The organism is Peribacillus sp. CSMR9, assembly GCF_033141925.1.
Taxonomy (GTDB): domain Bacteria; phylum Bacillota; class Bacilli; order Bacillales; family DSM-1321; genus Peribacillus; species Peribacillus simplex_A.
Genome location: NZ_JAOPHO010000024.1, coordinates 1 through 24374, shown reverse-complemented (window position 1 = coordinate 24374; position 24374 = coordinate 1). Strand labels below are relative to the sequence as shown.

Here is a 24374-nt window from a genome sequence, read left to right as displayed (position 1 = left end):
CCCTCATTTAAATCATTCATTAAAATCATTTTTTTTGATTTTCGCTTTTTTTGGCGTTGGCTGTCTGGACATATCATCAGGATGTAAATTTTCAGGTCTGGATTTAAAAAGATTATAAGGAAGCCGAACAAAGCTATCTTTCCAATCTTGGATGCGAAATGGATATATGGGTTCAAGGTACGGGTGTCCCATTGACGTTAATTTGATAAGGTGGGTAACCAAAAACACGGCCGTTATGATAATGCCAAGTCCCCCCCAAATTTGGGCCCCCACTAAAAAGGGGAAGCGCAGTAACCGAATGGCATTCCCCATTTTATAAATAGGAGTAACAAATGATGCCAATGCCGAGAGGGCAACGATGATTAATAAGATATTACTGGTCAGACCAGCTACAACTGCCGCTTGACCGATAACGATACCGCCGACGATACCTAATGTCTGACCTACCTTAGTTGGCAGCCTGGCTGCTGCTTCACGTAATAACTCAATGGAAATCTCTAAGAATAACGCTTCGATCAAAGGCTGAAAAGGTATTAAGTTCCTTGAAGAGACGATCGTTTCCAACAAATCTATAGGAATCAGTTCATAATGATAGGTCAGCACGGCTACATAAATGGGAGTTGCAAATATGGAAAAAGCGACCGCGAATATCCTTAATAAACGGAAAGCAGATGCCGGAATCCAAGGCATATCATAATCTTCCATGGTGACAAAGTATTCCAACAATATGGTTGGAGTAATAAGTACAGAGGATGACCTATCGATTAACAAGGCTACTTTACCTTCAGCTAATGCACTTGCGATGCGATCAGGCCTTTCCGTATTTAGAAAAAGGGGAAATAAGGTATTTGAATTATCATATAGCATTTGCGCGAGATGTGACCCGTCCAATATTTCATCAAACTCTACGTCATTGATCCTTTGTATAACATTATCAACACTTTCCTGATTTACGATCCCTTCTATCGATAACACTGCCACTTTCGTTTTAGACAAGGACCCTACAATCATTTCACTTACTTGCAACCCAGGGATAGGCAGCCTTTTTCTGACTAGATTCAGATTAATATCAATATCCTCGACAAAAGCTTCTTGAGCACTTATGATTCCAAATTCAAGTTCAGGTTTATTAACTTGCCTGTCTCGTTGGGCCGCAGCATTGATTAATAGGCATTCATCAAGATTTCCATCTAAACGAATGGCAATTTGGCCTCTCATGATCCTTTCTTCGATTACAACCTTGGTACTGGTGATAAGTGTATTTTCAATAGGAACGTTCTCTTTAATTTGCTCCAAATTTATCGTTTCCAGAGTTGGTATGACAGAAAGAACACTTTCGTGAAGTACCTGTGCATCAATTAAAGAGCGATAAAACGATACCCAATAGCCGACGCCGTTATATGTTCCTTGATGGTTTATGAAATCATTGGATGAAGAAAGGGAATTAAATAGGTCCCTTACATCCGAAGCTTTATTTAATTCGTCATTTTTAACAGAATGTTGAATGGTTTTTTTTTTGAACTTTCTACGGTTAAACAATGCTGTCACCTCTAAACTAAAGCTTATTATCCTAGCATTTGCAATTTAATTACATATTAACCATTTTAGTTTGCACATGCTGCTCGTTTCGGAAAGGGGATTCATTAAAAAAACCTTTGTTTTAAAAGCTATCAACATTTCCTATTCGATTATTGTTTTGGTTCCGCTAGTTTTTTTCTAGCCAAAATCCCTAATAATACAACCGATATTTTTAAAATGGGAGATTTTGCAGGGATATGTATTTCCCTTTATATTGATTGGCTTGCCAATTTTTACATTTGTAATCGTTCAAGTGAATAGGAGTAGGAGAAGTGGATGAAAAGATTATGGTTGATCTTGCTTATTCCTATGCTTGCAGGCTGTTGGGACAGTGAAAATATTGAAGATTTATCCCATGTAATGGGGGTGGGAATCGCTAAAAGTAAAAACAATGATGAAATCATGTTAACACAACAAATCCTGGTGCCTCCAAGAAGTGTTTTTGAAGAGAATCAAATCAAACTAAAATCAAGATACTTTGCTCATAACCAATCATCAAAGTATCCTTCATTTAAAGATGTATGAAGGAAATACTCGATGGAAGCTATCGTTAATCAGTCAATACGCGATAACAATATGAAACCTATTTAAAAGAGATTGAGCGTATTGCCGAGGCTGAAGTTGAGAAGGATGTCGAGAAAACCGTAGACAAATTACAGCATGAATATAAAACAGGAGTAGCTGGATTATTTCTGTTTGTGGAAAATCAGCATCCGAAGTTTTGGGAGAAACATAAGCAGAAATGGGATGAAATTTTCAGTAAAGCTGATATTAATTATCAAATTGACATAGGGATCATAGACTTTGGTTCAAAAGGAGGGGTGAAGTGAATTGTCAGGGTAAAGGCTAACATTCCATAAATGGACAGGCAATTCATAAGAATGAAAAACCTTCCAAATGGGAAGGCTTCAGTTTGTAGACAAAAGGGTTTCGGGATGTTCTCATTCCGAAACCCTTTGATTTTTTATTGGATGGGGAGCTTTTTTTGTCAAGGCTCATTAGTTGATTGAATGCAACATGGTCAAAGAAAAAGTCCCATCATTTAAAAAGGCTCATCGAAAGTTCTGGGAAGATTCGTCACTTCATGTGCAACCCTGATGCCGGATTGAATGGCTCCTTCAATCCAAGCAGGTACTGTTGATGTATGCTCTCCAGCGAAGTGGACCCTTCCTTCAGGAGTTGGGATGTATGGAAACAAGTCCGTTTCCTGACCAGGTTTAAACATGGAGAAAGCTCCGTATGCGTACTGATTCCGGGTCCAGCTAAAAGAAGCTCCTGATAAAAAATGATCGTATACTTGTTTTCCATGGACCCTTTCCAAATTTTTTAATGCGTTTTGTATACGATCTTTTTCCGGGAGGATATCCCATAAAGTGGCATCATCCTCCCATGTATAACTTGCTAAAATGATACCAGATTCACTCGGGTTTACCGTTTGGTAGGGGTAATAAGAAAATCTAATGGGTAAATCGGTCATCAATTTACCCCCGAATATTCCTTCCCTTTCCCAAAATCTATGTCCGAACTGAAGTCCGATTTTTGTTGAAGCAGGATAATGGAGTTCCCTTATTGCCTTCCACTTATTATGGGAAAAGGAATTGCGGGGTTCAATATCCATAAATGACAACAATTGAAGAGGTATTGTCACGATGGCAAGATCACCGGTAACGGTTAAGGGTCTATCGCTTTGAGTGTGTTTAGAATGGATGGTTACTCGATTATCATGTTGAACAATTTTTGTCACTTCATATCTGAAATTTAGATTTTCCTTCAATTCGGGTACAAAAGCATAAGGAAGTCGGTCGTTTCCCCCCTCGATTGCATAAAAAACGATGTTTGGATCAAGGAGTGGCAAAAACTCTCGAAGAATGGCAGTAAAGGAAAGTTCAGGTAAACCTTCTAAACCCATTAGGACTTTAATGCTTTCAATTGCACCGGTTGATAGACTCATCCCTACTGGATTGTACTGTAAAAAGAAGCTCAAGGAGTATTTATCAAATTCTTTAATAACTATTTCCCAATTTCTACTTGGGTTTTGAATGATGAAATCAGTCACTGGTTTAATTGCCATGTTGAATAATTCTTCAGCTGTTTTACCTCTTTCATGGGGAGCTACTGGGTACTTCAGTATATCAGGGTTCCGTTGATATATGGCAGCGGTCGTTTTGATTCCATTGGCATAAATGGGATCATTAGGAGTCGCGTTCACAAAAGGGATGATTCGTAAACCGTACTTCTTGATGTATTCAGCAACTAAGTAATGATAATTCGGAATGCGCATGGCACCTGCTTCAAGGTAGGAACCATCCGAAAATGGCTCCCGTATGGTCAAAACACGCCCCCCGACCCTCCCGGTTGCTTCCAATATCGTTACATCGTGTCCTGCTTCTTTTAAAAGGGATGCTGCAACTAACCCAGACATGCCGGCACCAATGATAATGATTTTTTTCGGTATTTTGGATGGTCCCAGTCCATTTCTGATGAGAGCCAGCTTTTGATCGGTTGAAAGCGGATCTTTGTAAAGGGACAAAGGGTTTTTCTCCTCTCGGGTTTACTTTCCTATATCGGATTTACGCTATCATATTCTTATTGGTTCACCATTTATGATGGGTCTTCAATAATTTGTCTTGTAAGTATCCAAAATTAACAGTCTTCACGTAAAAAGGCTTTCTTTAAATCTGATAATCTTGGAGTTATGCCTCCTTTGAAGACGGGCCCTTTCACCATTTTTTAATGCCTTATATATCCCAAAAATAACCTCGACAGAATATTGGAGAAACCATTCAACCAATAACCATCATTAAGTAACTTTCGGATTTTCTATAAAACCCATGAAAACTTAGTTCGTGGAATATTATTAAATATTTTCCTTTACAACGGAGATACTACCAAGATACAAAGGCTAGAAAGGAAGGCTTACATTAAAAAGGAAGAAACCAATGCTACGAAGATAGCGAATAGCTATTTATCACCAACTTGGCAGGTAACTAATACTTTTGTCGTTGGTCTTGTTATCGCTATTTGCAGTTTATTTCCAGGTGCAGTATTCCCGATTGGGGAAGCCTTGATCGTTCCCGCAAGCCTAATCTTGGTCCTATTATGTATTATGAGTGCATTCTTGGTCTTCTCGCATAGTGTAGACAAAAATGAAAATTTTTCTAAGCGGAGGTTATAGGGTGCCTCCCCGCGCCGATATAGCGATTATCATTCAGTATTTAATCGGCAGTTATGTTTATGGAACCGCCATTTACCCCATATTATTTATCCAAATGTCACGATCCTTTCAGGATTTACCGACCCGACTTCATTCCGTGCCGTGTTTGCCACATATATAGTGGGCTTTGTGATATTGGTGCCAGGTTATTTCTGGTCCATCTTCATGAAAGATCAGCGCCGAAAGTTAAAACGGAGACAAATGTCAAACTAGTTCATCTTGGAAAAGAGAGGTTATCACTATGAAAATGTTAGATCTGCTAAAATATGCGGTTTTAGTCATCTCACTCTTTTTGAGCTATCAAGCGGTTGAAGCACATGATAAAAATTTTCAGGTCGATGGCACTTATATTTCAACAAAAAGAGATGTAACAGGTGACCAGAAAATAGACATCATCCAGGTTCAGGGTTTGCCATATGAGGAAGGAAGCAAGTTCCTGAAGAAAATTGAGTTAAGTGTGGAAAGCAATCGCCGTACAATCAGCGTCCCGCTTGAAGCTGGATATAATCCAAACCTCAAAGTTGCCGACTTGAATGATGATGGGGTCCAGGATGTATTGGTCACGGTTTTGATGGAAGGTGGAGAGCGGTTGATAACCAGTTATGCCTATACGTTCAAGGATGGAAAAGCGAAGGAACTGGAAATCCCTCCACCCGTTCCTGTAATGGCCCAATTTCTTGACGGATACAAAGCGGAAATCATTATAGAAGGTCAAAAGCCTGTGGTGATAGATGTCAGTTCCAGAAAACAAGCTTATGATGAAATGGGCATTTATCTAAATGGAAAACTAAATGAACCGACAGAGCTTTTGGTTGATCCATATTCATCACTGGACTTAAAGAACGTTTTTGGAAAAGGGAAAGCGCTTGTGGGAGTCCAGCATGTAAAAGGGTCCGATGAACGTGATTCGATCCTGGAAATCAAATCGGTATGGAAGTATAACAATGGATGGCAGCTTGTAAAAGCCCAAGTTAAACCTGTCAAGGGAAGTAATAAATAGTGAATGTTATCATGGGATAGTATTGAATTTGACATAGTTCAGGCATATCTTAGTTAAATAAAGCAGGTTGACAGCTCTTGGTATTGAGGGCTGTTTTTTGTTTATAATTAAAAATTGACAATTTTTAAATATTTGGTAAAATCTAAATAAATCCAGTTTATACATAATCAAACTTTCTTGCTGGATTAAATGTAAGCGGATACAAGGGGGTGCAGACTTACGGAGTTAAAAGAAAAAATAATCGAAACATCGTTGACACTCTTCGAACAGCATGGTTTTCATGGTGTCTCCGTTAACGAAATCGTCAAGGCATGCGGAACTAGCAAGGGTGGATTTTATCACCATTTCTCGTCCAAAGATGAGCTTTTATTTGTCATTCATGATTACTTTATTTCATATGTTTTAACTAAAGCACAGGAAGCCATTTCAGCAAGTACCCATCCAACAGAAAAAATGCAAAAGATCATTCAATCTTTCGTTAAAGTTTTTGACCTCTATAAACCACACATCTCAGTTTTCTATCAAGAAAGCATTTACTTAAAACCACCTTATGTAGAAGCAATCAAAAAAAAACGTCAAATATATAAAGAAATTATTTTTTCCGTCATCAAAGAAGGCATTGACAAGGGAGTGTTCCGCAGCGAATTACCGGTTGAAATTACCGGGATGTCGATTCTGGGCATGGTGAACTGGTCCTACAAATGGTACAAAAGGGACGGCGGAAAAACCATAGATGAAATTGGTGATATTTACGTGGATTTAATTCTGCAGGCACTATTGACGGATAAACAAAAAGAAGAGGAAATAACCCGGCCATTTTTACTGAAAAACCAATTGGTTGTGGATTAAACAGTAAAACCTGAATTGTACAGACCAACTAGTCGGTCTTAATAGAAAGGGGAATGAACAAATGGATTTCTCTCTTACGAAAGAACAACAGATGATTAAGGAAATGGTTAGGGAATTTGCTGAAAAGGAAATTAAACCAATTGCCATAGAATTGGATGCAAAGTCCATGTTTGCGGAAGATGCATTCAAAAAAATGGGGAAACTCGGGTTGCTTGGAATTCCGTTCCCTGAAGAATATGGCGGCTCTGGTGGAGATACGATTTCGTATGCCATTGCAGTTGAAGAGGTTGGCAAGGCATGCGGAGGAACCGGCTTAAGCTATGCAGCAGCCGTTTCACTTGGAGCAAGTCCAATTTACTATTTTGGAACCGAAGAACAGAAGCAAAAATATCTGGTTCCAATCACGACCGGTGAAACTTTGGCAGCTTTCGGGTTGACAGAGCCTAATGCGGGTTCGGATGCTGGCGGTACGAAAACAACTGCCGTATTAGAAGGTGATGAATATGTGATTAACGGCGAGAAAACATGGATAACAAATGCCAGCTATTCAAGAACCATTACCGTTACCGCTGTATCGGGCAAAGATTCCAGGGGCAAGAACATCATCTCCGCATTCATCGTGCCAACGGATACCCATGGGCTTACGATCAATAGCAATTATGAAAAAATGGGAGTTCGGGCTTCCAATACGTGTGAAATCATTCTTGAAAATGTACGTGTACCAAAGCAGAATTTATTGGGAGATCCAGACAAAGGGTTCAAGCAATTTTTATTCACGTTGGATGGCGGAAGGATTTCAATTGCAGCTTTGGCCGTGGGCATCGCACAGGCAGCCTTTGATAAGGCTTTAGCTTTTTCAAAAGAGCGCATTCAATTTGGTAAATCCATTTCAAGTTTTCAGGCGATTCAATTCAAGCTTGCAGACATGGCAATGGAAATTGAATTGGCAAGGAACATGGTCTATAAGGCGGCATGGTTAAAAGACAATAAAAAACCTTTTGCAAAGGAAGCGGCTTACGCCAAGCTTTTTGCAAGTGAGACCGCGTTCAGGGCCAGCAATCAAGCGATTCAAATACATGGCGGTTCTGGATACATGCGTGAATATGAAGTGGAACGCTATTTAAGAGATGCTAAGTTATTGGAAATCGGGGAAGGCACATCCGAAATTCAAAGGATCGTAATCGCCAGACAATTAGGCTGTTAATCTTTTCGGAACGAAGATGAACAATGATGCTTGGGTTCAATCAGATGGGAAGCAGATGTTATCCATACAGCAAAAAGCGTTCATTCTTACTTTTATTTGATAGGAGGAGTTTGATGTCCGATTTGCTAGATGTTACTATCGGAAAACTGCTTGAAAAGACAGCTGAACAATATGGTGATAATGAAGCGGTGGTTTACCATGAACTTGGCCTTCGTCATTCGTATCGCGAATTTGAAAAGATTTGCCGAAAGGCGGCCCGGGGGTTCATGGCACTCGATATTAAAAAAGGGGAACATATCGCCATTTGGGCGTCCAATAAACCAGAATGGCTTATATCCCAATTTTCGACAGCGAAAATGGGCGGGGTGCTGGTAACGGTCAATACCAATTACCGTACAAGTGAACTGGAATACCTGCTTAAGCAATCGGATTCGACGACGATAATCCTGATGGAACAATATAAGGATCATTCCTATATAGATACGTTGTATGAAATTGTACCTGAATTGAAAAATGCCGAACCAGGAAAATTACAATCTGAGAAACTGCCAAAATTGAAAAATATCATCGTTTTGGGTGAAACGAGTTATCCTGGCACGTTTTCGTGGGATGAAGTCATTAGCGGGAGCGAATCCGTTTCGGAAGAGTTGCTGGACCTGAGGATGGGGGAATTGGCTTCCAGTGATGTGATCAATATGCAATATACATCAGGGACGACAGGATTTCCAAAAGGAGTGATGTTGACGCATTCAAACTTGGTCAACAACGGCTTGAATGTTGCGGAATGCATGAAGCTTACAAAGGATGACCGGCTTTGCATCCCCGTTCCGTTTTTTCATTGTTTCGGCTGTTCCCTTGGTACGATGGCCTCTGTTACTGTAGGGGCAACGACGGTGCCTATTGTGGAATTTAATCCACGTGTAGTCCTACAGACCGTTGAAGCAGAAAAATGTACGGGGCTCCACGGTGTACCTACGATGTTCATCGCCGAACTTAATCTCGATGACTTCGACCAGTATGATTTACGTTCGTTACGGACTGGAATCATGGCAGGCTCCACGTGCCCGATCGAAGTCATGAAAAGCGTGGTGAATAAGATGGGGATCTCTGAAATTACGATTACTTATGGTCAAACGGAATCATCTCCAGGTATTACGATGACAAGAACGGACGACCCAATCGAACTTCGTGTTTCCTCAGTGGGAAGAGCATTGCCGAAAGTGGAAGTGAAAATTATCGATCCGGCTACTGGAGTAGAGGTCCCACGGGGCAAACAGGGGGAACTCTGTTCAAGAGGATACCATGTAATGAAGGGGTATTATAATAACCCGGAAGCAACTGAACAGGCGATTGACCGGGAAGGCTGGCTACATACGGGAGATTTAGCGGTGATGGACGAGAATGGTTATTGTATGATAACAGGCAGGTTGAAAGATATGATCATTCGCGGGGGGGAAAATATTTATCCTCGTGAGATAGAAGAATTCCTCTATCAACATCCTGCAATTGTCGATGTCCAAGTACTCGGTGTCCCAGATCGGAAGTATGGGGAAGAGGTAGCGGCATGGATCATTTTGAAACCGGGAGAAAACCTTACGGAGAAAGAACTGACAGAATATTGCAAAGGGAAGATATCATTTCATAAAATTCCCCGTTACATTCAATTTACCGATGCATATCCAATGACTGCATCCGGAAAGATCCAAAAGTATAAGCTTCGGCAACAAACTCTTGACCTACTATCTGAACGCACTAAATTAAGGAGGATACCGAATGATTCGAAAAATTCTTATCGCAAATAGAGGAGAAATAGCATCACGTATTATTCGTACATGCAAGAAGTTGGGAATACTTACTGTCGCCGTCCATTCGGAAGCAGATTCGGATTCGCCATTTGTGGAATTGGCAGATGAGGCATATTTATTGGGGGGACCGAGAGTACAGGAAAGCTATTTAAACGTCAATAAGATTTTGGAAATCGCTAAAGAAACCGGAGTGGAAGCCATTCATCCTGGTTACGGATTTCTTAGTGAAAATGCAGATTTCGCACGTTCATGCGAAGAAGCAGGCTTGATATTCATTGGTCCCAAACCAGAGGTCATCCAGCAGATGGGCAATAAAGTCGAAGCCCGGAAAAAGATGGAGCAAGCGGGACTTCCATTGGTGCCAGGATTTTCACGTCCATTAATAGATAGTGCAGAAGCGGCAGCCGTTGCCGAAAGGATTGGATATCCAGTCATGTTAAAAGCAGCAGCAGGCGGCGGGGGAATCGGCATGCAGGCCGTTGCTAATGAAGAGGAACTTTACAAAGCCTTCGAAGGGAATCAAAAACGTGCTCAATTGTTTTTTGGCAATGGAGATATGTTCATAGAAAAATTGATTGAGAAGCCTCGTCATATCGAAATTCAGGTATTGGCGGATTCCTTTGGGAATGCTGTTTACTTATGGGAAAGGGAATGCTCCGTTCAAAGGCGCCACCAGAAGGTCGTGGAAGAGGCTCCCTCTTCTTTCCTTGACGAAGAAACAAGAAACAGGATGGGAATGGCTGCTGTGAAAGCGGTAAAATCCATTGGTTATAGCAATGCAGGCACCCTCGAATTTTTAGTTGATGCGGATAAAAATTTTTATTTCCTGGAAATGAATACACGCCTACAAGTTGAGCATCCTGTCACCGAAGAAATTACGGGACTGGATTTAGTCGAACAGCAAATTAAAATTGCGTCAGGCAACAAACTGGAATTCACTCAAAGTGAGATTAAAAAGGATGGACATTCCATTGAAGTGCGAATATATGCTGAAGATCCGAAAACCTTCTATCCAGCACCGGGGAGAATCACCAGTATGGAACTTCCGGAAGGTGAAGGGATCCGTCATGAATTGGCGGTTCATGGAACTTCCGTCGTATCCCACTTTTATGATCCGATGATCGCCAAATTGGTAGTGAGCGGCGATTCGAGGAATAAAACGATCAAGAGATTAATAGAAGCGCTGGCAAACTATAAAATAGAAGGAATTAAAACAAACCTTCCTTTGCTGATGGAAATAATTTCTCATGAAGCTTTTTCCCAAGGAGATACGACTACGGATTTCATTGCGAAATATATTAAAAAATTGACTGTATAACGCATATTTTAAAAACATAATGATCAGGAGGAATGTAAGATGGCAGAATTAAAGGCAAGCATGGCAGGAAGCGTTTGGAAAATCGTAGCGAGCGAGGGGCAAAGTGTTACCGACGGACAGGACATCATTATCTTGGAATCTATGAAAATGGAAATCCCCATTGCAGCTGAGGAAGCTGGCACCATCAAAGAACTTAAAGTGAATGAAGGGGATTTTGTAAATGAAGGCGACATATTGGCCGTCATTGAATAAAGGGACGGAGGGGTAAGATGAACTGGCCTGAAAAAGTGACAATTAAGGAAGTTGGACCGCGTGATGGGCTGCAAAATGAAAAGGTCATTATACCTACGCAAAGCAAAATGGATTGGATCGATCAGCTCTCTGATACAGGGTTATCTTATATAGAGGTGACTTCCTTCGTACATCCAAAATGGATTCCCCAATTGAGTGATGCGGCCCTTGTGGCTAAGGGAATAAAACGCAATCCCGGGACCACATATGCGGCCCTTGTACCCAATCAAAGGGGTCTGGAATCGGCCCTTGAAGCCGATATCGATGAAATTTCCGTGTTCATGTCATCCAGTGAAACCCATAATCTTAAAAATATCAATAAATCGATTTCCGATACCTTTCCAATAATGAAGGATGTCATCGGGACTGCAGCAAAAAGCGGGAAAACGGTTAGGGGCTATGTTTCAACCGTTTTCGGCTGTCCTTATGAAGGGGAGGTTTCGTCCGAACAGGTTTTCCGTGTTTGTGATCAACTATTTGACTATGGAATTAGTGAGGTCTCATTGGGTGATACCATTGGGGTCGCGTCACCAAGACAGGTTGCCTTGTTCCTTGAACAGGCTGTAAAAAGATATGATATAAGCCGAATTGCCCTCCATTTTCATGATACAGGTGGCATGGCACTCGCAAATGTACTCCAATCACTGGAATATGGAGTTGACACTTTCGACTCTTCTCTCGGTGGTTTGGGAGGATGCCCATATGCACCAGGTGCGAGCGGCAATGTGGCTACGGATGACCTGATTCATATGCTACATAAAATGGGAATTCACACGGGAATCAATCAAGAAAAACTAATGAAGGCTGCGTCCATGATGCAAAGCTTTTTGGAAAAACCATTGCCTAGCCATCAGATGGCTGTATATAACGCGCAATAAGTTGAATTGAGGTGAAACGATGACTTCATTAGTAGAGATCAGTCATGATGCCAAGGGAATTGCCATCGTGACTTTGAATCGGCCGGATGCTGCCAATGCATTATCCACCGAATTGCTTCATTGCTTATTCGAAGGACTGGATGAACTGAAAAGAGAGTCCAATTTACGAACCGTCATTTTAACGGGAGCTGGGGAAAAGGCGTTTTGTGCAGGTGCGGATCTTAAGGAACGGGCTGGGATGAATGATGATAAAGTCAAGGAGACAGTCAAACTGATTGGTGACACGATTACGGCTGTAGAAAACCTTCCAGTCCCAGTAATCGCTGCAATTAACGGCCCGGCTTTTGGAGGAGGGCTGGAGCTGGCGCTGGCCTGTGACATACGAATCGCATCGGAAACGGCAAAGATGGGTCTGACAGAAACGGCATTAGGAATCATCCCAGGCGCCGGCGGTACTCAACGCCTGCCCCGTATAGTTGGAATATCAACGGCGAAAGAACTGATTTATACGGCGAAGAGATTGGACGCAAAAGCGGCACTTGCCATGAAAATCATCAGTCATTTATATCCACCACAACAATTACTTGAGGAAGCGAAAAAACTGGCTGGGGAAATTGCGGTCAATGCCCCATTAGCACTCAGGGCAGCAAAAGCGGCGATCAATCAAGGGGCTGATACTAACTTGAAAACAGGATTGCAAATTGAAAAAGACTGCTATCAGACAACTTTAAAAACCCGTGACCGACTGGAGGGTCTGTCAGCATTCAAGGAAAAGCGCAAACCGGTATTTACGGGTCGATGATTTCAATTGAAGGAGGAACATGGATGGTAACGACGGATAAACTAACCGAAACGGTTGAAACGATTAAAAAAGGCGGTTTAGAAAAATATCATCAAAAAAATGCTGAAAAAGGAAAGCTTTTCGTACGTGAACGGTTAGAGCTGCTTTTTGATGAAGGGGTTGAAATAGAAGACGCTTTCTTTGCAAATTGTGCCAGTGATGGTCTTCCCGCAGATGGTGTGGTTACTGGTATAGGAAAAATCAATGGTCAGAGGGTCTGTGTCATGGCCAATGATTCGACCGTAAAAGCAGGTTCCTGGGGAGCAAGGACCGTCGAGAAAATCATTCGCATTCAGGAAACAGCTGATAAGTTACAGTTGCCCCTCCTTTATTTAGTCGATTCTGCCGGTGCTCGAATTACGGATCAAGTAGAAATGTTTCCGGGACGCCGCGGTGCAGGACGAATCTTTTACAACCAAGTAAAGTTATCGGGAAAAGTTCCGCAAATTTGTCTATTGTTCGGACCATCTGCAGCGGGAGGGGCATATATCCCAGCTTTCTGCGATATTGTCGTAATGGTTGACGGTAATGCATCGATGTATTTAGGATCACCGAGAATGGCAGAAATGGTCATTGGCGAAAAGGTTAGCGAAGAGGAAATGGGCGGGGCGAAAATGCATTGTTCTGTTTCAGGATGCGGGGATGTGCTTGTTAAGTCAGAAGAAGAATCCATCGCGTTTGCACGCCGATACTTAAGCTATTTTCCAGGAAATTATCAAGAAAAGCCTAAAGCCAAAAAGCCTGAGCTGCCAGCTGAATTCGAAAAAACATTAGAAGAGCTGATTCCAAAAAACCAGAATGCAGCCTTTAATATGTATGACCTGATCGATAGGATTATAGACAGGCAATCGTTTTGTGAAATCAAGAAGCTATTTGCCCCCGAATTGGTTACCGGGCTTGCAAGGCTAAATGGACAGACGATTGGGATCATAGCCAATCAGCCGCGTGTCAAGGGAGGCGTCCTTTTCCATGATTCAGCCGATAAGGCGGCCAAGTTCATCAATTTATGTGATGCTTTCCATATACCGCTGTTGTTCCTGGTGGATATTCCAGGATTCATGATTGGAACGAAGGTCGAACAGGCAGGCATCATTCGCCATGGTGCGAAAATGATTTCGGCCATGAGTGAAGCCACGGTCCCCAAGATTTCTGTCATTGTCCGAAAAGCTTATGGTGCTGGACTCTACGCGATGGCTGGTCCCGCTTTTGAACCGGACTGCGTACTTGCCTTACCGACGGCATTGATTGCGGTCATGGGGGCAGAAGCTGCGGTCAATGCAGTCTATGCCAATAAAATCAATGCGATGGAGGCGGAGGATCGCCCAGCATTCATCGAACAGAAGCGCAATGAATATAATGAAGACATTGATATCTACCGCTTAGCCTCCGAGATGATTGTTGATGGCATCATCCAGCCAAATGACCTGCGTGATGAATTGAGCGCCCGGTTTGAAGCATATAGCAGTAAACAATTGACATTTACCGATCGTAAACATGGAGTCTATCCAGTCTAATGAATTCAAGAAACAAGCCCGGTCATCATGCCCGGGCTATTTAGCATGTATGAAAATAAAATGATTTTTCAAATAATAAGAAAAATTTTCTTATTTAGAGTTGCTAAATCACATAAGGAAGAGTACTATAATTAGTAATTATTGATTTACTAATTACTCAACCCATACTTAGTGAAAGAAAGTGAGCGTTGCCATGGTTCAGCAGGAAAAAAAGAAATATATAACTCCAGATGGATACACAGCAGACATTGCGATCTTTACTATTACTTCGCAGAAAACGGCAGAGAAAGCGCCGCCTGAAATGTTTTTAAAGCTATTGTTAATCAAACGTGCGACGAAAGATAAGGAAGGACACCCAAATGTTGAAGGAGATAAATGGGCATTGCCTGGAGGCTTTGTAAATGCCAGGGAGACTGCTTATGAAGCAGCTAAACGGGAATTAAAAGAAGAAACGGGCGTAGCTGGATTCCATGTCAAGCATTTCGGTGTTTATGACCGCCCAGGACGCGATCCCAGGGGATGGATCATATCCAATGCTTTTTACGCCATTGTCCAGGAAGATTTTCTCAATCAAAGAAAAGCGAATGACGATGCAGCTGAGGTTGAATTGTTCACGATACAGGAAGCGTTACAATTAGAGCTTGCATTTGATCATCATACAATCATTAACGACGCGATGAACTTACTGAAAAAAGAAATGGTGCAAACGACGATAGCCCAAAAATTCCTGCCGGATGAATTTACACTTTCTGAACTGCAACGGGTGTTGCTGATAGCTAGAGATGATGCAAAAATCAGCGCGGATTCACTTTTTTATGCAAAAGCCCCTAAACTCCCGTTCTTGGAGAAAGTCTTGGATGAAAAGGGTATCCAGAAGAAAACAAAACGAAATTCGTATCGGCCTTCACAACTTTACCGATTTAATGCAGAGATTGTCATGGACTCTATTTATTATTAAGGGGGAATAGGTGAAATGGATAAAAAGGCATTGATCAATATCGATTATACGTATGACTTCGTGGCAGACGGGGGTTCATTGACCTGCGGGAAGCCAGGACAGGATATCGAGAAGGCACTAGTCAGGATAACCAAGGAGTTTATCAAACAAGGGGAATACACGGTCTTCGCGATTGATTTACATGAAAATGGAGACCGCTTACATCCTGAATCGAATTTGTTCCCACCGCATAATATTAGCGGTACAATGGGTAGAGACCTATATGGAACTTTAAAAGAAGAATATGAAACAAATAAAAATCAAAAGAATGTTCATTATATAGATAAAACGCGTTATTCGGCATTTGCAGGAACGGACCTTGATATCCGCCTAAGGGAACGTCACATTACCGATGTATATTTAGTCGGGGTTTGTACAGATATCTGTATTTTGCATACGGCAATCGACGCTTATAATTTAGGTTATAAAATCTTTGTATATGAAAATGCAGTGGCCTCGTTCAATGATGCCGGTCACCATTGGGCGCTTGGACATTTTAAAGGATCTCTTGGAGCAACCATTCTATAATATTCATTCACGCAACAGAATAGAAGGGAAGCGAATGCTTCTCTTTTGGGAGGAACTATCCATGGAAAAAAAGTACAACGACGACAGTTACGCATTACACACTGATCTTTACCAAATCAATATGGCCCAAACTTATTGGCAGGACAAAACACATAACCGAAAGGCAGTTTTCGAAATATTTTTCAGAAAGCTTCCATTTAACAGCGGATATGCGATTTTTGCGGGACTTGAAAAAATTGTCCATTACCTTCAAAACTTTTCCTTCTCGGAAAGTGATATCGACTATTTAAAAAATGATCTGCACTATGATGAAGAATTTTTGGATTATTTGCGAAACATCCGTTTCACGGGAGCGATCCGCTGTATGAAAGAGGGAGAGCTTGTCTTCGGCAATGAACCGATTTTACGGGTGGAGGCACCGCTTGCTGAAGCTCAACTCATTGAAACTGCGCTGCTTAACATTGTGAATTATCACACACTCGTGGCAACAAAGGCCTCGCGCATAAAACAAGTTATTGGAGATGAATCTGCCCTTGAATTCGGTTCAAGACGGGCACAAGAAATGGATGCTGCAATTTGGGGAGCGAGAGCGGCCTATATTGCTGGCTTTGATTCCACTAGTAATGTACGTGCTGGAAAGCTGTTCGGCATTCCGGTTTCAGGAACGCATGCCCATTCCATGATCCAGGCTTATAAAGATGAATATACGGCTTTTCATAAATACGCTGTTTCCCATAAAGACTGTGTATTCTTGGTTGATACCTATGATACATTGCGTTCTGGCATCCCCAATGCAATCCGTGTTGCCAAGGAACTGGGCGATAAAATCAATTTCATAGGCGTCCGTCTTGACAGCGGTGATTTAGCTTACTTATCAAAAGAAGCACGACGTATGCTTGATGCTGCAGGGTTTCATGATGCGAAGATTGTCGCTTCCAATGACTTGGATGAATATACGATCATCAACCTGAAACAACAAGGAGCAAGAATTGACATTTGGGGCATCGGAACCAAATTGATTACGGCTTATGACCAGCCAGCGCTTGGTGCTGTTTATAAAATGGTTTCAATAGAGGGAGAAGATGGGAATATGAGAGATACCATCAAAATTTCTTCTAACCCTGAAAAGGTTACGACACCTGGCTTAAAACGAGTATATCGAATCATCAATAAAGTGAACAACCATGCTGAAGGTGACTATTTGGCCATGGAATATGAAAAGCCTCAGGAACAGGAAAAATTAAAAATGTTTCATCCTGTCCATACCTTCCTGAGTAAATTTGTCACGGATTTCGATGCCGTTGATCTGCATGTGGATATTTTCAAGGAAGGCAGCTTGATTTATGAATTACCAACCATTGATGAAATCAAGGCCTTCACGAAAAAAAATCTCCAAGTTTTATGGCCTGAGTACCTTCGTGCACTTAATCCTGAAGAATACCCGGTAGATCTAAGCCAGGATTGTTGGGATAATAAAATGAGGAATATAGATGAAATTAAAGCAAATGTAGAGAGAATGCTAACGAAATGACCAATCTATTTTATCAGAAAGCGAGGCTTTGCCAATGCGTCCATTACAAAGAGAAATCGTAAAAAAATTACTTGTCCAACCAACGATCGATCCTGAAGTCGAATTCAGGAAAAGTGTTGATCTATTAAAAGGGTATTTGAAGAAAAATACGTTTCTGAAAAGTTTTGTACTTGGAATATCTGGAGGTCAAGATTCAACACTGGCGGGGTATATTGCCCAAACCGCTGTCAATGAATTGAATGAAGAAAAAAATGGCAGCGATTATAAGTTTGTTGCTGTTAGCTTGCCATATGGAGTACAGGCTGATGAAGATGACAGGCAGTTGGCTTTAAAATTCATCAAGCCAAGCCAAACTGTTACAGTCAACATCAAGGGAGCGGTGGATGCATCAGTAAAGGCTGTGGAAGAAGCCGTTTCTGAAAAACTATCGCATTTCTTAAGGGGAAATGTCAAAGCGCGTGAGCGGATGAAGGTACAATATGATTTAGCCGGACTTTACAAAGGTGTCGTGCTTGGTACGGACCATGCGGCTGAAGCAATCACAGGTTTCTTTACGAAACATGGTGACGGTGCAGCGGATATCATCCCATTATATCGATTAAATAAAAGGCAAGGAAAAGAAATCCTGAAATTCGTCGGTGCTCCCGAGCGTCTTTATACGAAGGTTCCAACGGCCGATTTAGAAGATGACAAACCATTAATTCCTGATGAAGTGGCTTTAGGCGTTAGTTACGACGAAATCGATGATTACCTTGAAGGAAAGGAAATCAGGACGGAAGCTGCCGAAATCATCGAAGGATGGTATACTAAAACCGAACATAAACGGAATGAAGCCATTAACGTTTATGATACTTGGTGGAAATAAAAGAATGGGTAAAGCCGAGAAGTTCAAGTGAATTTAAACGCCCGCATCACTTTTAAAGGTGCGGGCGTTTTTGGGAAGACCAATGAATATCACTTTGCTAACACATGAGTAATAAAAAATATTTTACCAGTAAAGGGGAAAATCAAATATCGACTCTCAATTTGGATCTATCCAGGCTTATTAAAGAAACTAGCAAGGAAATTAAATTCTCCGGTGTAATCGGTGTGAAAACGGGAGATGATCTAATATATAGTTCAGGACATGGCTATTCCAATCGATCGGATGAAATAATGAATACGACTGAAACAAGGTTCGGAATTGCTTCTGGGTGTCAACTGTTTACTGCGATAACCATTTGCCAGTTAGTACAAAAAGGGACTCTTAGGTTTGATTCTAAGCTTAAAGACTGTCTTCCGATCGAGTTTTTAGTTTCCGGATTTCCATCAAAATGTAACCATACATCACCTCTTAACACACACTTCGGGTATTCCTGATACTTTGATGAAGAAGTGATGGAGGACTTTGAAGAGCTATGGCAGAAAAATCCGATGTACCATATAAAAAGATTAAAAGATTTTCTGCCCATGTTTCAAGATGATGTGATGATGTTCGAACCTGGGGAAAGATTACATTATAATAATGCTGGCTATATTGTATTGGATTGATTGTTGAGGAACAAACAGGGCTTGAATTTCCCGAATATATTGACAATAACATCTTTCTGCCTTGTGGTAGGAAAGATTCCGGTTACTTCTCTATGGACAAGCTCCCTAAAAACACAGCGCTAGGGTACATACGCTAGGGTACATAAACGAAGAAAATGGAACATGGAGAACGAATATTTATTTCCTTCCCATCAAAGGCTGAGCAGATGGAGGGGAATTCTATGGGTATGGTATATGGATAAGTAAAAAAATGACGGGATTTTTAAATGTCATATAATGGGCTATGATCAGGGTGTAAGTTTCAATTCTGCGGTATACCCGGCAAATCGAATGATAACCGTCATTACTTCAAATGAAAGCATGGGCCCATACGATATTACCTGCGCGATTGAGAAAGAATTATAAACAAATGGAACCTTTCCGATAGTGAAGGGTTCCATTTGTTTATAATCAATGTGACTTCATTCATGGTAATCTGTTTTTATTTAAGAAAGGGATGAATTCGCATTCAAATGCTTGATCGTTTCCAGAACTTCTGGATTTTCAAGGGAAGAAACTTGACCGGTATCTATATTCAAGAAAGGGGCTTAAATGACATGGCGCATTACTTTTCCATTTCTTGTCTCGGAAAGCTCTTTAAGTGGGTAGATTTCTTTAGATTTCAAGGCTTTTCTTAAACAAAGAATTTGTATATTTAGATATCTTGAAGTAAAGTATATTTAATATACACCATTTTAACCGGTATTTTCCGATGGAGGTTCTTTTTACGTTATGAAGGCAAGATATGAACTCGCAAACATGAACTTAACACTAAGCAACGTGACTTTACGTAATGCAGCGGATAGTTATGTCCTCTTGAAAGCTGCAGATGATCAAAATAATAATGAAATCACGATCAAGCTTTCCCACGGTCAAGCTGAATTTCTAGAAGCGGAATTAAGGGAAGTAAATCGCCGTCGCAGGGAAAATAGTTCTGAATTATCCGGGTATGATAAGGACCGTTTGAATGACGACGATTCTTTTAATCTGTTTAGCATTGATTTTAACGAAAGTGAACCAAAGTAATTGATAGCATGTGTTCATTACCTCGCCTGAAAAAGGCTTCTCTGTAAAAACTTTCCCTTTCCATATTAAGATGTTGCCACAGAGAGTGTCCCGTTCCCGCCAATAATAAATCCAATGGCCATAAGGAATAAATTAAGCAAGGTGACCTGTCGTTACCTTTTTTCTGATTGCTTGAAAAAATTCTTCACTAAAAGGAATATGGATGACACTACAGCAAAAACCATGAAAAATACGATGAAGCCCCAAAGGCCAACAGCAGCATCTTGAAATTCCATATTCCCTCTGCTGGTAAGGGCCTGCTGAATTTCAATTGCAAATACTAAAACAACCATGACAGTAAAGGTATAAAGGAAAGAAAGTATCGTAATCCCAAAACGCATCCGGGAAATTAAATTAGATAAAAATAACACGAACAAAAAGATGATGATACCGATGATTCCCATTATCCAAAAATGCAAATCCTTGTCCGTTGCATTTGAATTTAATGTATCGCTCACAAAGAATAGGATGAAATCGTGAAGATTATTGACGATTTCCGCTAATATCTGGATGAATTCTTTCATTTTTCACACCTCCAATTCCTTAGATTATAGCAGGTTATAAATCTATATAGAAGTGGGCAGGTCCTCTGGGGGGCACGACTGACCTTAGATGGCAGTAATATGAAATAATAAACACGTTAAGGGGTGAATATCCACTACTATGTCAGTGTTTATTCTTTCGCATTTATTGGGACACATAAAAAAATCATAAGTGAATGAATTGGAAAATCAAGACATGAAACGGCAGCTAAATAAAGGTATAGTTAATATATTGTGAATAGATTAACCATATAATATTCAATACATAGAAAAATTAAGAATAAGAGATTTTAAAGTAGGTGTTCCTAATTTCTTATATTCTAATGCCCCTAGATAAACGATTTGATTTAATCCTTAATATACTTAAATGTTTTCAAGGTTGGAGGGAAAAGAATGAGTGATTTACATAATCATGTGTTAACAATAATCGATTATATGAAAACCGGTCATAATACTTGCTTTGTAAAAGTATCCGGTTTTGATGCTGAATCCGAACAGAATTTTGAAGGTGAAGTTAAATTTGTCGGGGATTTGCCATTTGGAGATTTGATACATCCTCAAAGGTCACATCTATCTTCCACTTGCAGGGAATTTGTCCGGGAAGATTTGGTGTTAAGATACGGTAAAGGGCAGTTTGAATGAAGTGGTTGAAATTCTTATGGACGATCTAAGGAAATGACGATCTATTCACTTGTTTAAAATTGGTAAAATCCAGGGTATAAAGAATATGGTATGTATGATATTTATCATGCCAATCTTCTCTGTTAACTGACAAAATAGCATATTTTCCCTATTTAACTCTCGGACTTTAATCCTTATAATTAAATAAGAAAAATATGACAGATAATGTAGAAATATACTATTCTTGAGGTGAGTTTCATGGTATATGCAGATATTTTGAGTAATATACACTCTGCTATCTCCAGTAAAAAAGCTGATTTAAATGCGAAAATTGAACGTTTAGAAAAAGCGAAAAACGATATCATAAAAGAACAGAGTATGTGTCTTAACGAGATTAGGAAAATAAAAGACCCAGAGCTAGGTGGTGGTTGGACCGGGAAGCGCTCGGATCATTTTCAGGAAGCCCGTCATGATGCCTATAATGTCATGTTTAGCATCATTCATGACGATTATGACGATTACCAATGGAAGATTGAAGCGATGATTACAAAGCTAAGTGCCGAGAATACCCTCCTGAATATAGCGGGGAATATAGCCCAAGAAGCCGATAACCTTTTAAGCAAAGGTGAAGAGGCATTTGAGCAACTGGAAAGTAAAATATCAGATTTAAAAAGGCGGTTGATTTAATGACGACAATCAAACTGAATCATCCTGCCGTAACGAAACAAGTTGATCAGGTGAAGAAGGCGCTTGATACAGTCAAGCTTGGAAATCTGCCGGCAGGCGAGCTTGGCAACAATAAATTGGAATTCACTTCGAAATGGATCGATCGGGAAAAGAACCTGGAGAAGGTCTTCGAGCAATATATCAAAATCGTCCAGAAAAATGTGGAAGATACCCGTGCCAACATTGACTTATTAAAAGAACAGGATGAAGCCATCGCCCATACGTCTTCACATGGGTATCCTGTGAGATGAAAATATATGAAGCCGAGACTTTGACGGCCGCAACTAAGTCGCGTGCCAAGCAATATGATGACCTAAAGAAGGAAGTCGCAGCCCTGAAAAAGGAATTTCAGGGCATTGTTGGCCTTAATAATGAGTTTCAAGGAGCCGGTGCTACCGCCATCAAAAGCTTCTATGAAGCGCAAATCGAGGTGGCGGACGCCTGGATGGAACTATTCACGACCCAAATCAGTTTTTTGGAAGGCATACCGGCCACCCTGGAAGAGGCGGACCTCTCCGGAAATACGGTGGTCGAGGTTCCCTTTTTAGATGGCGAAGTGTCAAACGGCATCAACCAAGCGAAGTCGCTTGTCGATGAACAAGCGAATGATCTTCAAAGGATCCTGAACAGCATTGACGATATCCTGCCTCTTGATATATTCGACCAAAAGGACTTTAATGAAAAAATCACGCTGGCCGGGCATAGGCTGGATGACACCGTGACAAAGGTCGAGAATGTCGACCGGCAATTGGTCGAGGAATATGATGTGTCCGTCGGGCAGGAAAACGTGGCCGTTGGCCTCTTCCGTGCCTTGCTTGATGCCACCAAACAGGACGGCAACGTTTCGCCGATGACGTTCAACCAATCGGCATTTAAGAATAGTGACGTCTATCAAGTGAAGGATGAAGTCGCCGGTCAGATGAAAGACTATCAGACCTTCAAAAAGCAGCAAGCCGAAGCTAAGGAAATCGAACGTGAAATGGAAGAACTCGAAAATCGCCCATGGTACGAAAAAGCCTGGGATACGACAAAAACCTTTACAGGGGAATTCACGGGATATTATGATTCTATCAGGGCCTCAACAGGAGTCGATCCAGTAACGGGCCGCAAGCTGTCCGATGCCGAACGAATCGCCGCCGGCGCCATGGCTGCCGCTGGATTCATCCCCGTCGTCGGCTGGGCCGGACGGGCCATCAAAGGCGGAAGCGCCCTATACAAAACGGCCAAAGGACTCAACGCAGCGAACCACGCGCTCGATGCCTATAAAACGACAAAAGGCTTTAGCCTCCTCCAGAAAACCGAATACGGAATATACGGACTCCTCGCAGCCAACGGCCTTGGTGAAGCGGCCACAGGCAAAGACATGTTCGGCAACCAGCTAACCGAGGAACAGCGCCAGAACGGCCTGTTGATGGCACTCGGAATCGGCGGTGTGGCTGGAGCGGCGAAGGTCGCCGATAAAGTAGCAAGCGGTACAAAGTTTGCCCCTTACAGTAAGGAATTTGCACAAAAGCAGGTTCAGAAGGTTCAAGCTACAATAACAGACATCGCGAGATCAGGAAAAACCACGTTAAAAAATATAGGTGACGAACTAGGTAAAAAAGAAATACCTAAACGAATAAGTATGGAACAGGTTTCCCTCGCAGGAGGACCAAACCTTCCCCAAATTGTAATGGAAAAACAAACAATTAAGGAAGCCTATCAGAAATTTACGGTGAAAGATAGCAAAGTAGAGGGTGTTTCAGGGGAGAGTATTTCTAAGGGTACGGATAAAGTTAGGGCTGAAGTAAGTGAAGTTAAAACATTAGTGGACAACAGACTACAGTTTACAAACGGAAGAAAAAATAGGTTAAAGCCTGATATTAGATATAAAACAGGAGAGTATGAGTACTTTTATGAAACAGATAATGTAGGTAGGATTGTAAAATTTGAAACAGAGAATTTACAATTAACAACGAGAACAGATAGATTGTCACACAGCAAAAACACACCTGGTAAAGTAAAAGGTCAAGACCATGCAGGGCATTTGGCAGGTGATAGGTTTGGAGGATCACCTAAAATTGACAATTTGGTATCGCAATTATCTGATGTTAATTTGAAGCAATATAAGAAAATTGAAGAGGAATGGGCTGTAGCTTTAAAAGAAACACCTCCCAAAAAAGTAACAGTTAATGTTGATATAATCTACTCTGGGAGTGATATGCGTCCTGAAAAATTTAAAGTAATTGAATAGGCTACACTTAGTTGGACAGAATTTTTAAGGTCAAGTAGACTACAGATACTACATTTGAGGAGAATCTACA

24 protein-coding genes and 1 pseudogene are annotated in these 24374 nt (G+C 41.1%); 22 read left to right on the top strand and 3 right to left on the bottom strand.

All coding sequences use genetic code 11. The annotated features are described in order from the left end of the window. Positions 1–12: 12 nt before the first annotated feature. Positions 13–1506: a spore germination protein gene (locus tag N9I19_RS12890; RefSeq protein WP_411730435.1), complete on the bottom strand. Its 1494-nt coding sequence runs from the start codon at positions 1504–1506 to the stop codon at positions 13–15. Between the two features lie 348 nt (positions 1507–1854). Here N9I19_RS12890 and N9I19_RS12885 point away from each other — a divergent pair, with 348 nt between their 5' ends. Further along, positions 1855–2103 (top strand): hypothetical protein, encoded by a 249-nt coding sequence (locus N9I19_RS12885; RefSeq protein WP_317777996.1) that lies wholly within the window; start codon positions 1855–1857, stop codon positions 2101–2103. Between the two features lie 71 nt (positions 2104–2174). Then, positions 2175–2408 (top strand): Ger(x)C family spore germination C-terminal domain-containing protein, encoded by a 234-nt coding sequence (locus tag N9I19_RS25245; RefSeq protein WP_411730434.1) that lies wholly within the window; start codon positions 2175–2177, stop codon positions 2406–2408. A gap of 212 nt (positions 2409–2620) precedes the next feature. Here the strand turns inward: N9I19_RS25245 and N9I19_RS12880 are convergent, their stop codons facing one another. Beyond that, positions 2621–4108, bottom strand: a complete 1488-nt coding sequence (locus tag N9I19_RS12880) for a flavin monoamine oxidase family protein (RefSeq protein WP_317777995.1) — start codon at positions 4106–4108, stop codon at positions 2621–2623. Between the two features lie 285 nt (positions 4109–4393). On the opposite strand from N9I19_RS12880, the gene N9I19_RS25240 reads away from it, so the two are divergent. The 16 genes and pseudogenes from N9I19_RS25240 to N9I19_RS12805 all read left to right on the top strand — a co-directional run bounded on the left by N9I19_RS25240 (position 4394) and on the right by N9I19_RS12805 (position 20143). After that, positions 4394–4753: a cytochrome d ubiquinol oxidase subunit II gene (locus N9I19_RS25240; RefSeq protein ID WP_411730433.1), complete on the top strand. Its 360-nt coding sequence runs from the start codon at positions 4394–4396 to the stop codon at positions 4751–4753. 280 nt (positions 4754–5033) lie between these two features. Beyond that, entirely contained in the window at positions 5034–5792 is a 759-nt protein-coding gene (locus N9I19_RS12875) for a hypothetical protein (RefSeq protein WP_317777994.1), read from the top strand. A gap of 237 nt (positions 5793–6029) precedes the next feature. Next, on the top strand, positions 6030–6641 hold the full coding sequence (locus N9I19_RS12870) for a TetR/AcrR family transcriptional regulator (protein ID WP_061463059.1): 612 nt from the start codon (positions 6030–6032) through the stop codon (positions 6639–6641). A gap of 61 nt (positions 6642–6702) precedes the next feature. Then, entirely contained in the window at positions 6703–7845 is a 1143-nt protein-coding gene (locus tag N9I19_RS12865; RefSeq protein WP_317777993.1) for an acyl-CoA dehydrogenase family protein, read from the top strand. A gap of 122 nt (positions 7846–7967) precedes the next feature. Next, the gene (locus tag N9I19_RS12860) at positions 7968–9647 is read left to right on the top strand and encodes an AMP-binding protein (protein WP_317778007.1); all 1680 of its coding nucleotides are present in this window, start codon (positions 7968–7970) and stop codon (positions 9645–9647) included. Continuing rightward, the gene (locus N9I19_RS12855; protein WP_317777992.1) at positions 9619–10968 is read left to right on the top strand and encodes an acetyl-CoA carboxylase biotin carboxylase subunit; all 1350 of its coding nucleotides are present in this window, start codon (positions 9619–9621) and stop codon (positions 10966–10968) included. The genes N9I19_RS12860 and N9I19_RS12855 overlap by 29 nt, the downstream gene beginning before the upstream one ends. 39 nt (positions 10969–11007) lie before the next feature. Beyond that, positions 11008–11220 (top strand): acetyl-CoA carboxylase biotin carboxyl carrier protein subunit, encoded by a 213-nt coding sequence (locus N9I19_RS12850; protein WP_089363871.1) that lies wholly within the window; start codon positions 11008–11010, stop codon positions 11218–11220. 17 nt (positions 11221–11237) lie between these two features. Further along, the gene (locus N9I19_RS12845; protein ID WP_317777991.1) at positions 11238–12137 is read left to right on the top strand and encodes a hydroxymethylglutaryl-CoA lyase; all 900 of its coding nucleotides are present in this window, start codon (positions 11238–11240) and stop codon (positions 12135–12137) included. 19 nt (positions 12138–12156) lie between these two features. Further along, positions 12157–12939, top strand: a complete 783-nt coding sequence (locus tag N9I19_RS12840; RefSeq protein ID WP_317777990.1) for an enoyl-CoA hydratase — start codon at positions 12157–12159, stop codon at positions 12937–12939. A 23-nt stretch (positions 12940–12962) separates the two neighbouring features. Further along, the gene (locus tag N9I19_RS12835) at positions 12963–14492 is read left to right on the top strand and encodes an acyl-CoA carboxylase subunit beta (RefSeq protein WP_317777989.1); all 1530 of its coding nucleotides are present in this window, start codon (positions 12963–12965) and stop codon (positions 14490–14492) included. A gap of 193 nt (positions 14493–14685) precedes the next feature. Next, positions 14686–15450 carry an NUDIX domain-containing protein gene (locus tag N9I19_RS12830; RefSeq protein ID WP_089363868.1) on the top strand — a complete coding sequence of 255 codons (765 nt, stop codon included), beginning with the start codon at positions 14686–14688 and terminating at the stop codon, positions 15448–15450. A gap of 15 nt (positions 15451–15465) precedes the next feature. Then, entirely contained in the window at positions 15466–16017 is a 552-nt protein-coding gene (locus N9I19_RS12825) for a cysteine hydrolase family protein (protein ID WP_317777988.1), read from the top strand. A gap of 61 nt (positions 16018–16078) precedes the next feature. Next, positions 16079–17548, top strand: coding sequence for a nicotinate phosphoribosyltransferase (locus N9I19_RS12820; RefSeq protein WP_317777987.1), 1470 nt, complete (start codon positions 16079–16081; stop codon positions 17546–17548). 34 nt (positions 17549–17582) lie between these two features. Beyond that, on the top strand, positions 17583–18413 hold the full coding sequence (gene nadE, locus N9I19_RS12815) for an ammonia-dependent NAD(+) synthetase (protein WP_284470852.1): 831 nt from the start codon (positions 17583–17585) through the stop codon (positions 18411–18413). Between the two features lie 104 nt (positions 18414–18517). Beyond that, a pseudogene (locus N9I19_RS12810) lies at positions 18518–19483 on the top strand (serine hydrolase domain-containing protein). A 366-nt stretch (positions 19484–19849) separates the two neighbouring features. After that, complete coding sequence (locus N9I19_RS12805; RefSeq protein ID WP_061463071.1) at positions 19850–20143, top strand: hypothetical protein; 294 nt, start codon at positions 19850–19852, stop codon at positions 20141–20143. A 152-nt stretch (positions 20144–20295) separates the two neighbouring features. On the opposite strand, the gene N9I19_RS12800 is transcribed toward N9I19_RS12805, so the two are convergent. Then, positions 20296–20706, bottom strand: a complete 411-nt coding sequence (locus N9I19_RS12800; protein WP_061463072.1) for a hypothetical protein — start codon at positions 20704–20706, stop codon at positions 20296–20298. Between the two features lie 411 nt (positions 20707–21117). Here N9I19_RS12800 and N9I19_RS12795 point away from each other — a divergent pair, with 411 nt between their 5' ends. The 4 genes from N9I19_RS12795 to N9I19_RS12780 all read left to right on the top strand — a co-directional run bounded on the left by N9I19_RS12795 (position 21118) and on the right by N9I19_RS12780 (position 24304). Then, positions 21118–21366, top strand: coding sequence for a hypothetical protein (locus tag N9I19_RS12795; protein ID WP_061463073.1), 249 nt, complete (start codon positions 21118–21120; stop codon positions 21364–21366). A gap of 237 nt (positions 21367–21603) precedes the next feature. Beyond that, positions 21604–22032 carry a YwqH-like family protein gene (locus N9I19_RS12790; RefSeq protein ID WP_089363864.1) on the top strand — a complete coding sequence of 143 codons (429 nt, stop codon included), beginning with the start codon at positions 21604–21606 and terminating at the stop codon, positions 22030–22032. After that, the gene (locus N9I19_RS12785; protein ID WP_317777986.1) at positions 22032–22322 is read left to right on the top strand and encodes a YwqI/YxiC family protein; all 291 of its coding nucleotides are present in this window, start codon (positions 22032–22034) and stop codon (positions 22320–22322) included. Before N9I19_RS12790 ends, N9I19_RS12785 begins: the two co-directional genes overlap by 1 nt. Next, positions 22319–24304: a T7SS effector LXG polymorphic toxin gene (locus N9I19_RS12780; RefSeq protein WP_317777985.1), complete on the top strand. Its 1986-nt coding sequence runs from the start codon at positions 22319–22321 to the stop codon at positions 24302–24304. The genes N9I19_RS12785 and N9I19_RS12780 overlap by 4 nt, the downstream gene beginning before the upstream one ends. Positions 24305–24374: the final 70 nt, after the last annotated feature.

Bases quoted from the DNA above. Each gene is read 5' to 3' on its own strand.
- N9I19_RS12885 (WP_317777996.1), top strand. From the start codon at position 1,855: ATGAAAAGATTATGGTTGATCTTGCTTATTCCTATGCTTGCAGGCTGT.
- N9I19_RS12875 (WP_317777994.1), top strand. From the start codon at position 5,034: ATGAAAATGTTAGATCTGCTAAAATATGCGGTTTTAGTCATCTCACTC.
- N9I19_RS12865 (WP_317777993.1), top strand. From the start codon at position 6,703: ATGGATTTCTCTCTTACGAAAGAACAACAGATGATTAAGGAAATGGTT.
- N9I19_RS12855 (WP_317777992.1), top strand. From the start codon at position 9,619: ATGATTCGAAAAATTCTTATCGCAAATAGAGGAGAAATAGCATCACGT.
- N9I19_RS12850 (WP_089363871.1), top strand. From the start codon at position 11,008: ATGGCAGAATTAAAGGCAAGCATGGCAGGAAGCGTTTGGAAAATCGTA.
- N9I19_RS12845 (WP_317777991.1), top strand. From the start codon at position 11,238: ATGAACTGGCCTGAAAAAGTGACAATTAAGGAAGTTGGACCGCGTGAT.
- N9I19_RS12840 (WP_317777990.1), top strand. From the start codon at position 12,157: ATGACTTCATTAGTAGAGATCAGTCATGATGCCAAGGGAATTGCCATC.
- N9I19_RS12835 (WP_317777989.1), top strand. From the start codon at position 12,963: ATGGTAACGACGGATAAACTAACCGAAACGGTTGAAACGATTAAAAAA.
- N9I19_RS12830 (WP_089363868.1), top strand. From the start codon at position 14,686: ATGGTTCAGCAGGAAAAAAAGAAATATATAACTCCAGATGGATACACA.
- N9I19_RS12825 (WP_317777988.1), top strand. From the start codon at position 15,466: ATGGATAAAAAGGCATTGATCAATATCGATTATACGTATGACTTCGTG.
- N9I19_RS12820 (WP_317777987.1), top strand. From the start codon at position 16,079: ATGGAAAAAAAGTACAACGACGACAGTTACGCATTACACACTGATCTT.
- nadE (WP_284470852.1), top strand. From the start codon at position 17,583: ATGCGTCCATTACAAAGAGAAATCGTAAAAAAATTACTTGTCCAACCA.
- N9I19_RS12805 (WP_061463071.1), top strand. From the start codon at position 19,850: ATGAAGGCAAGATATGAACTCGCAAACATGAACTTAACACTAAGCAAC.
- N9I19_RS12800 (WP_061463072.1), bottom strand. From the start codon at position 20,706: ATGAAAGAATTCATCCAGATATTAGCGGAAATCGTCAATAATCTTCAC.
- N9I19_RS12795 (WP_061463073.1), top strand. From the start codon at position 21,118: ATGAGTGATTTACATAATCATGTGTTAACAATAATCGATTATATGAAA.
- N9I19_RS12790 (WP_089363864.1), top strand. From the start codon at position 21,604: ATGGTATATGCAGATATTTTGAGTAATATACACTCTGCTATCTCCAGT.
- N9I19_RS12785 (WP_317777986.1), top strand. From the start codon at position 22,032: ATGACGACAATCAAACTGAATCATCCTGCCGTAACGAAACAAGTTGAT.
- N9I19_RS12780 (WP_317777985.1), top strand. From the start codon at position 22,319: ATGAAAATATATGAAGCCGAGACTTTGACGGCCGCAACTAAGTCGCGT.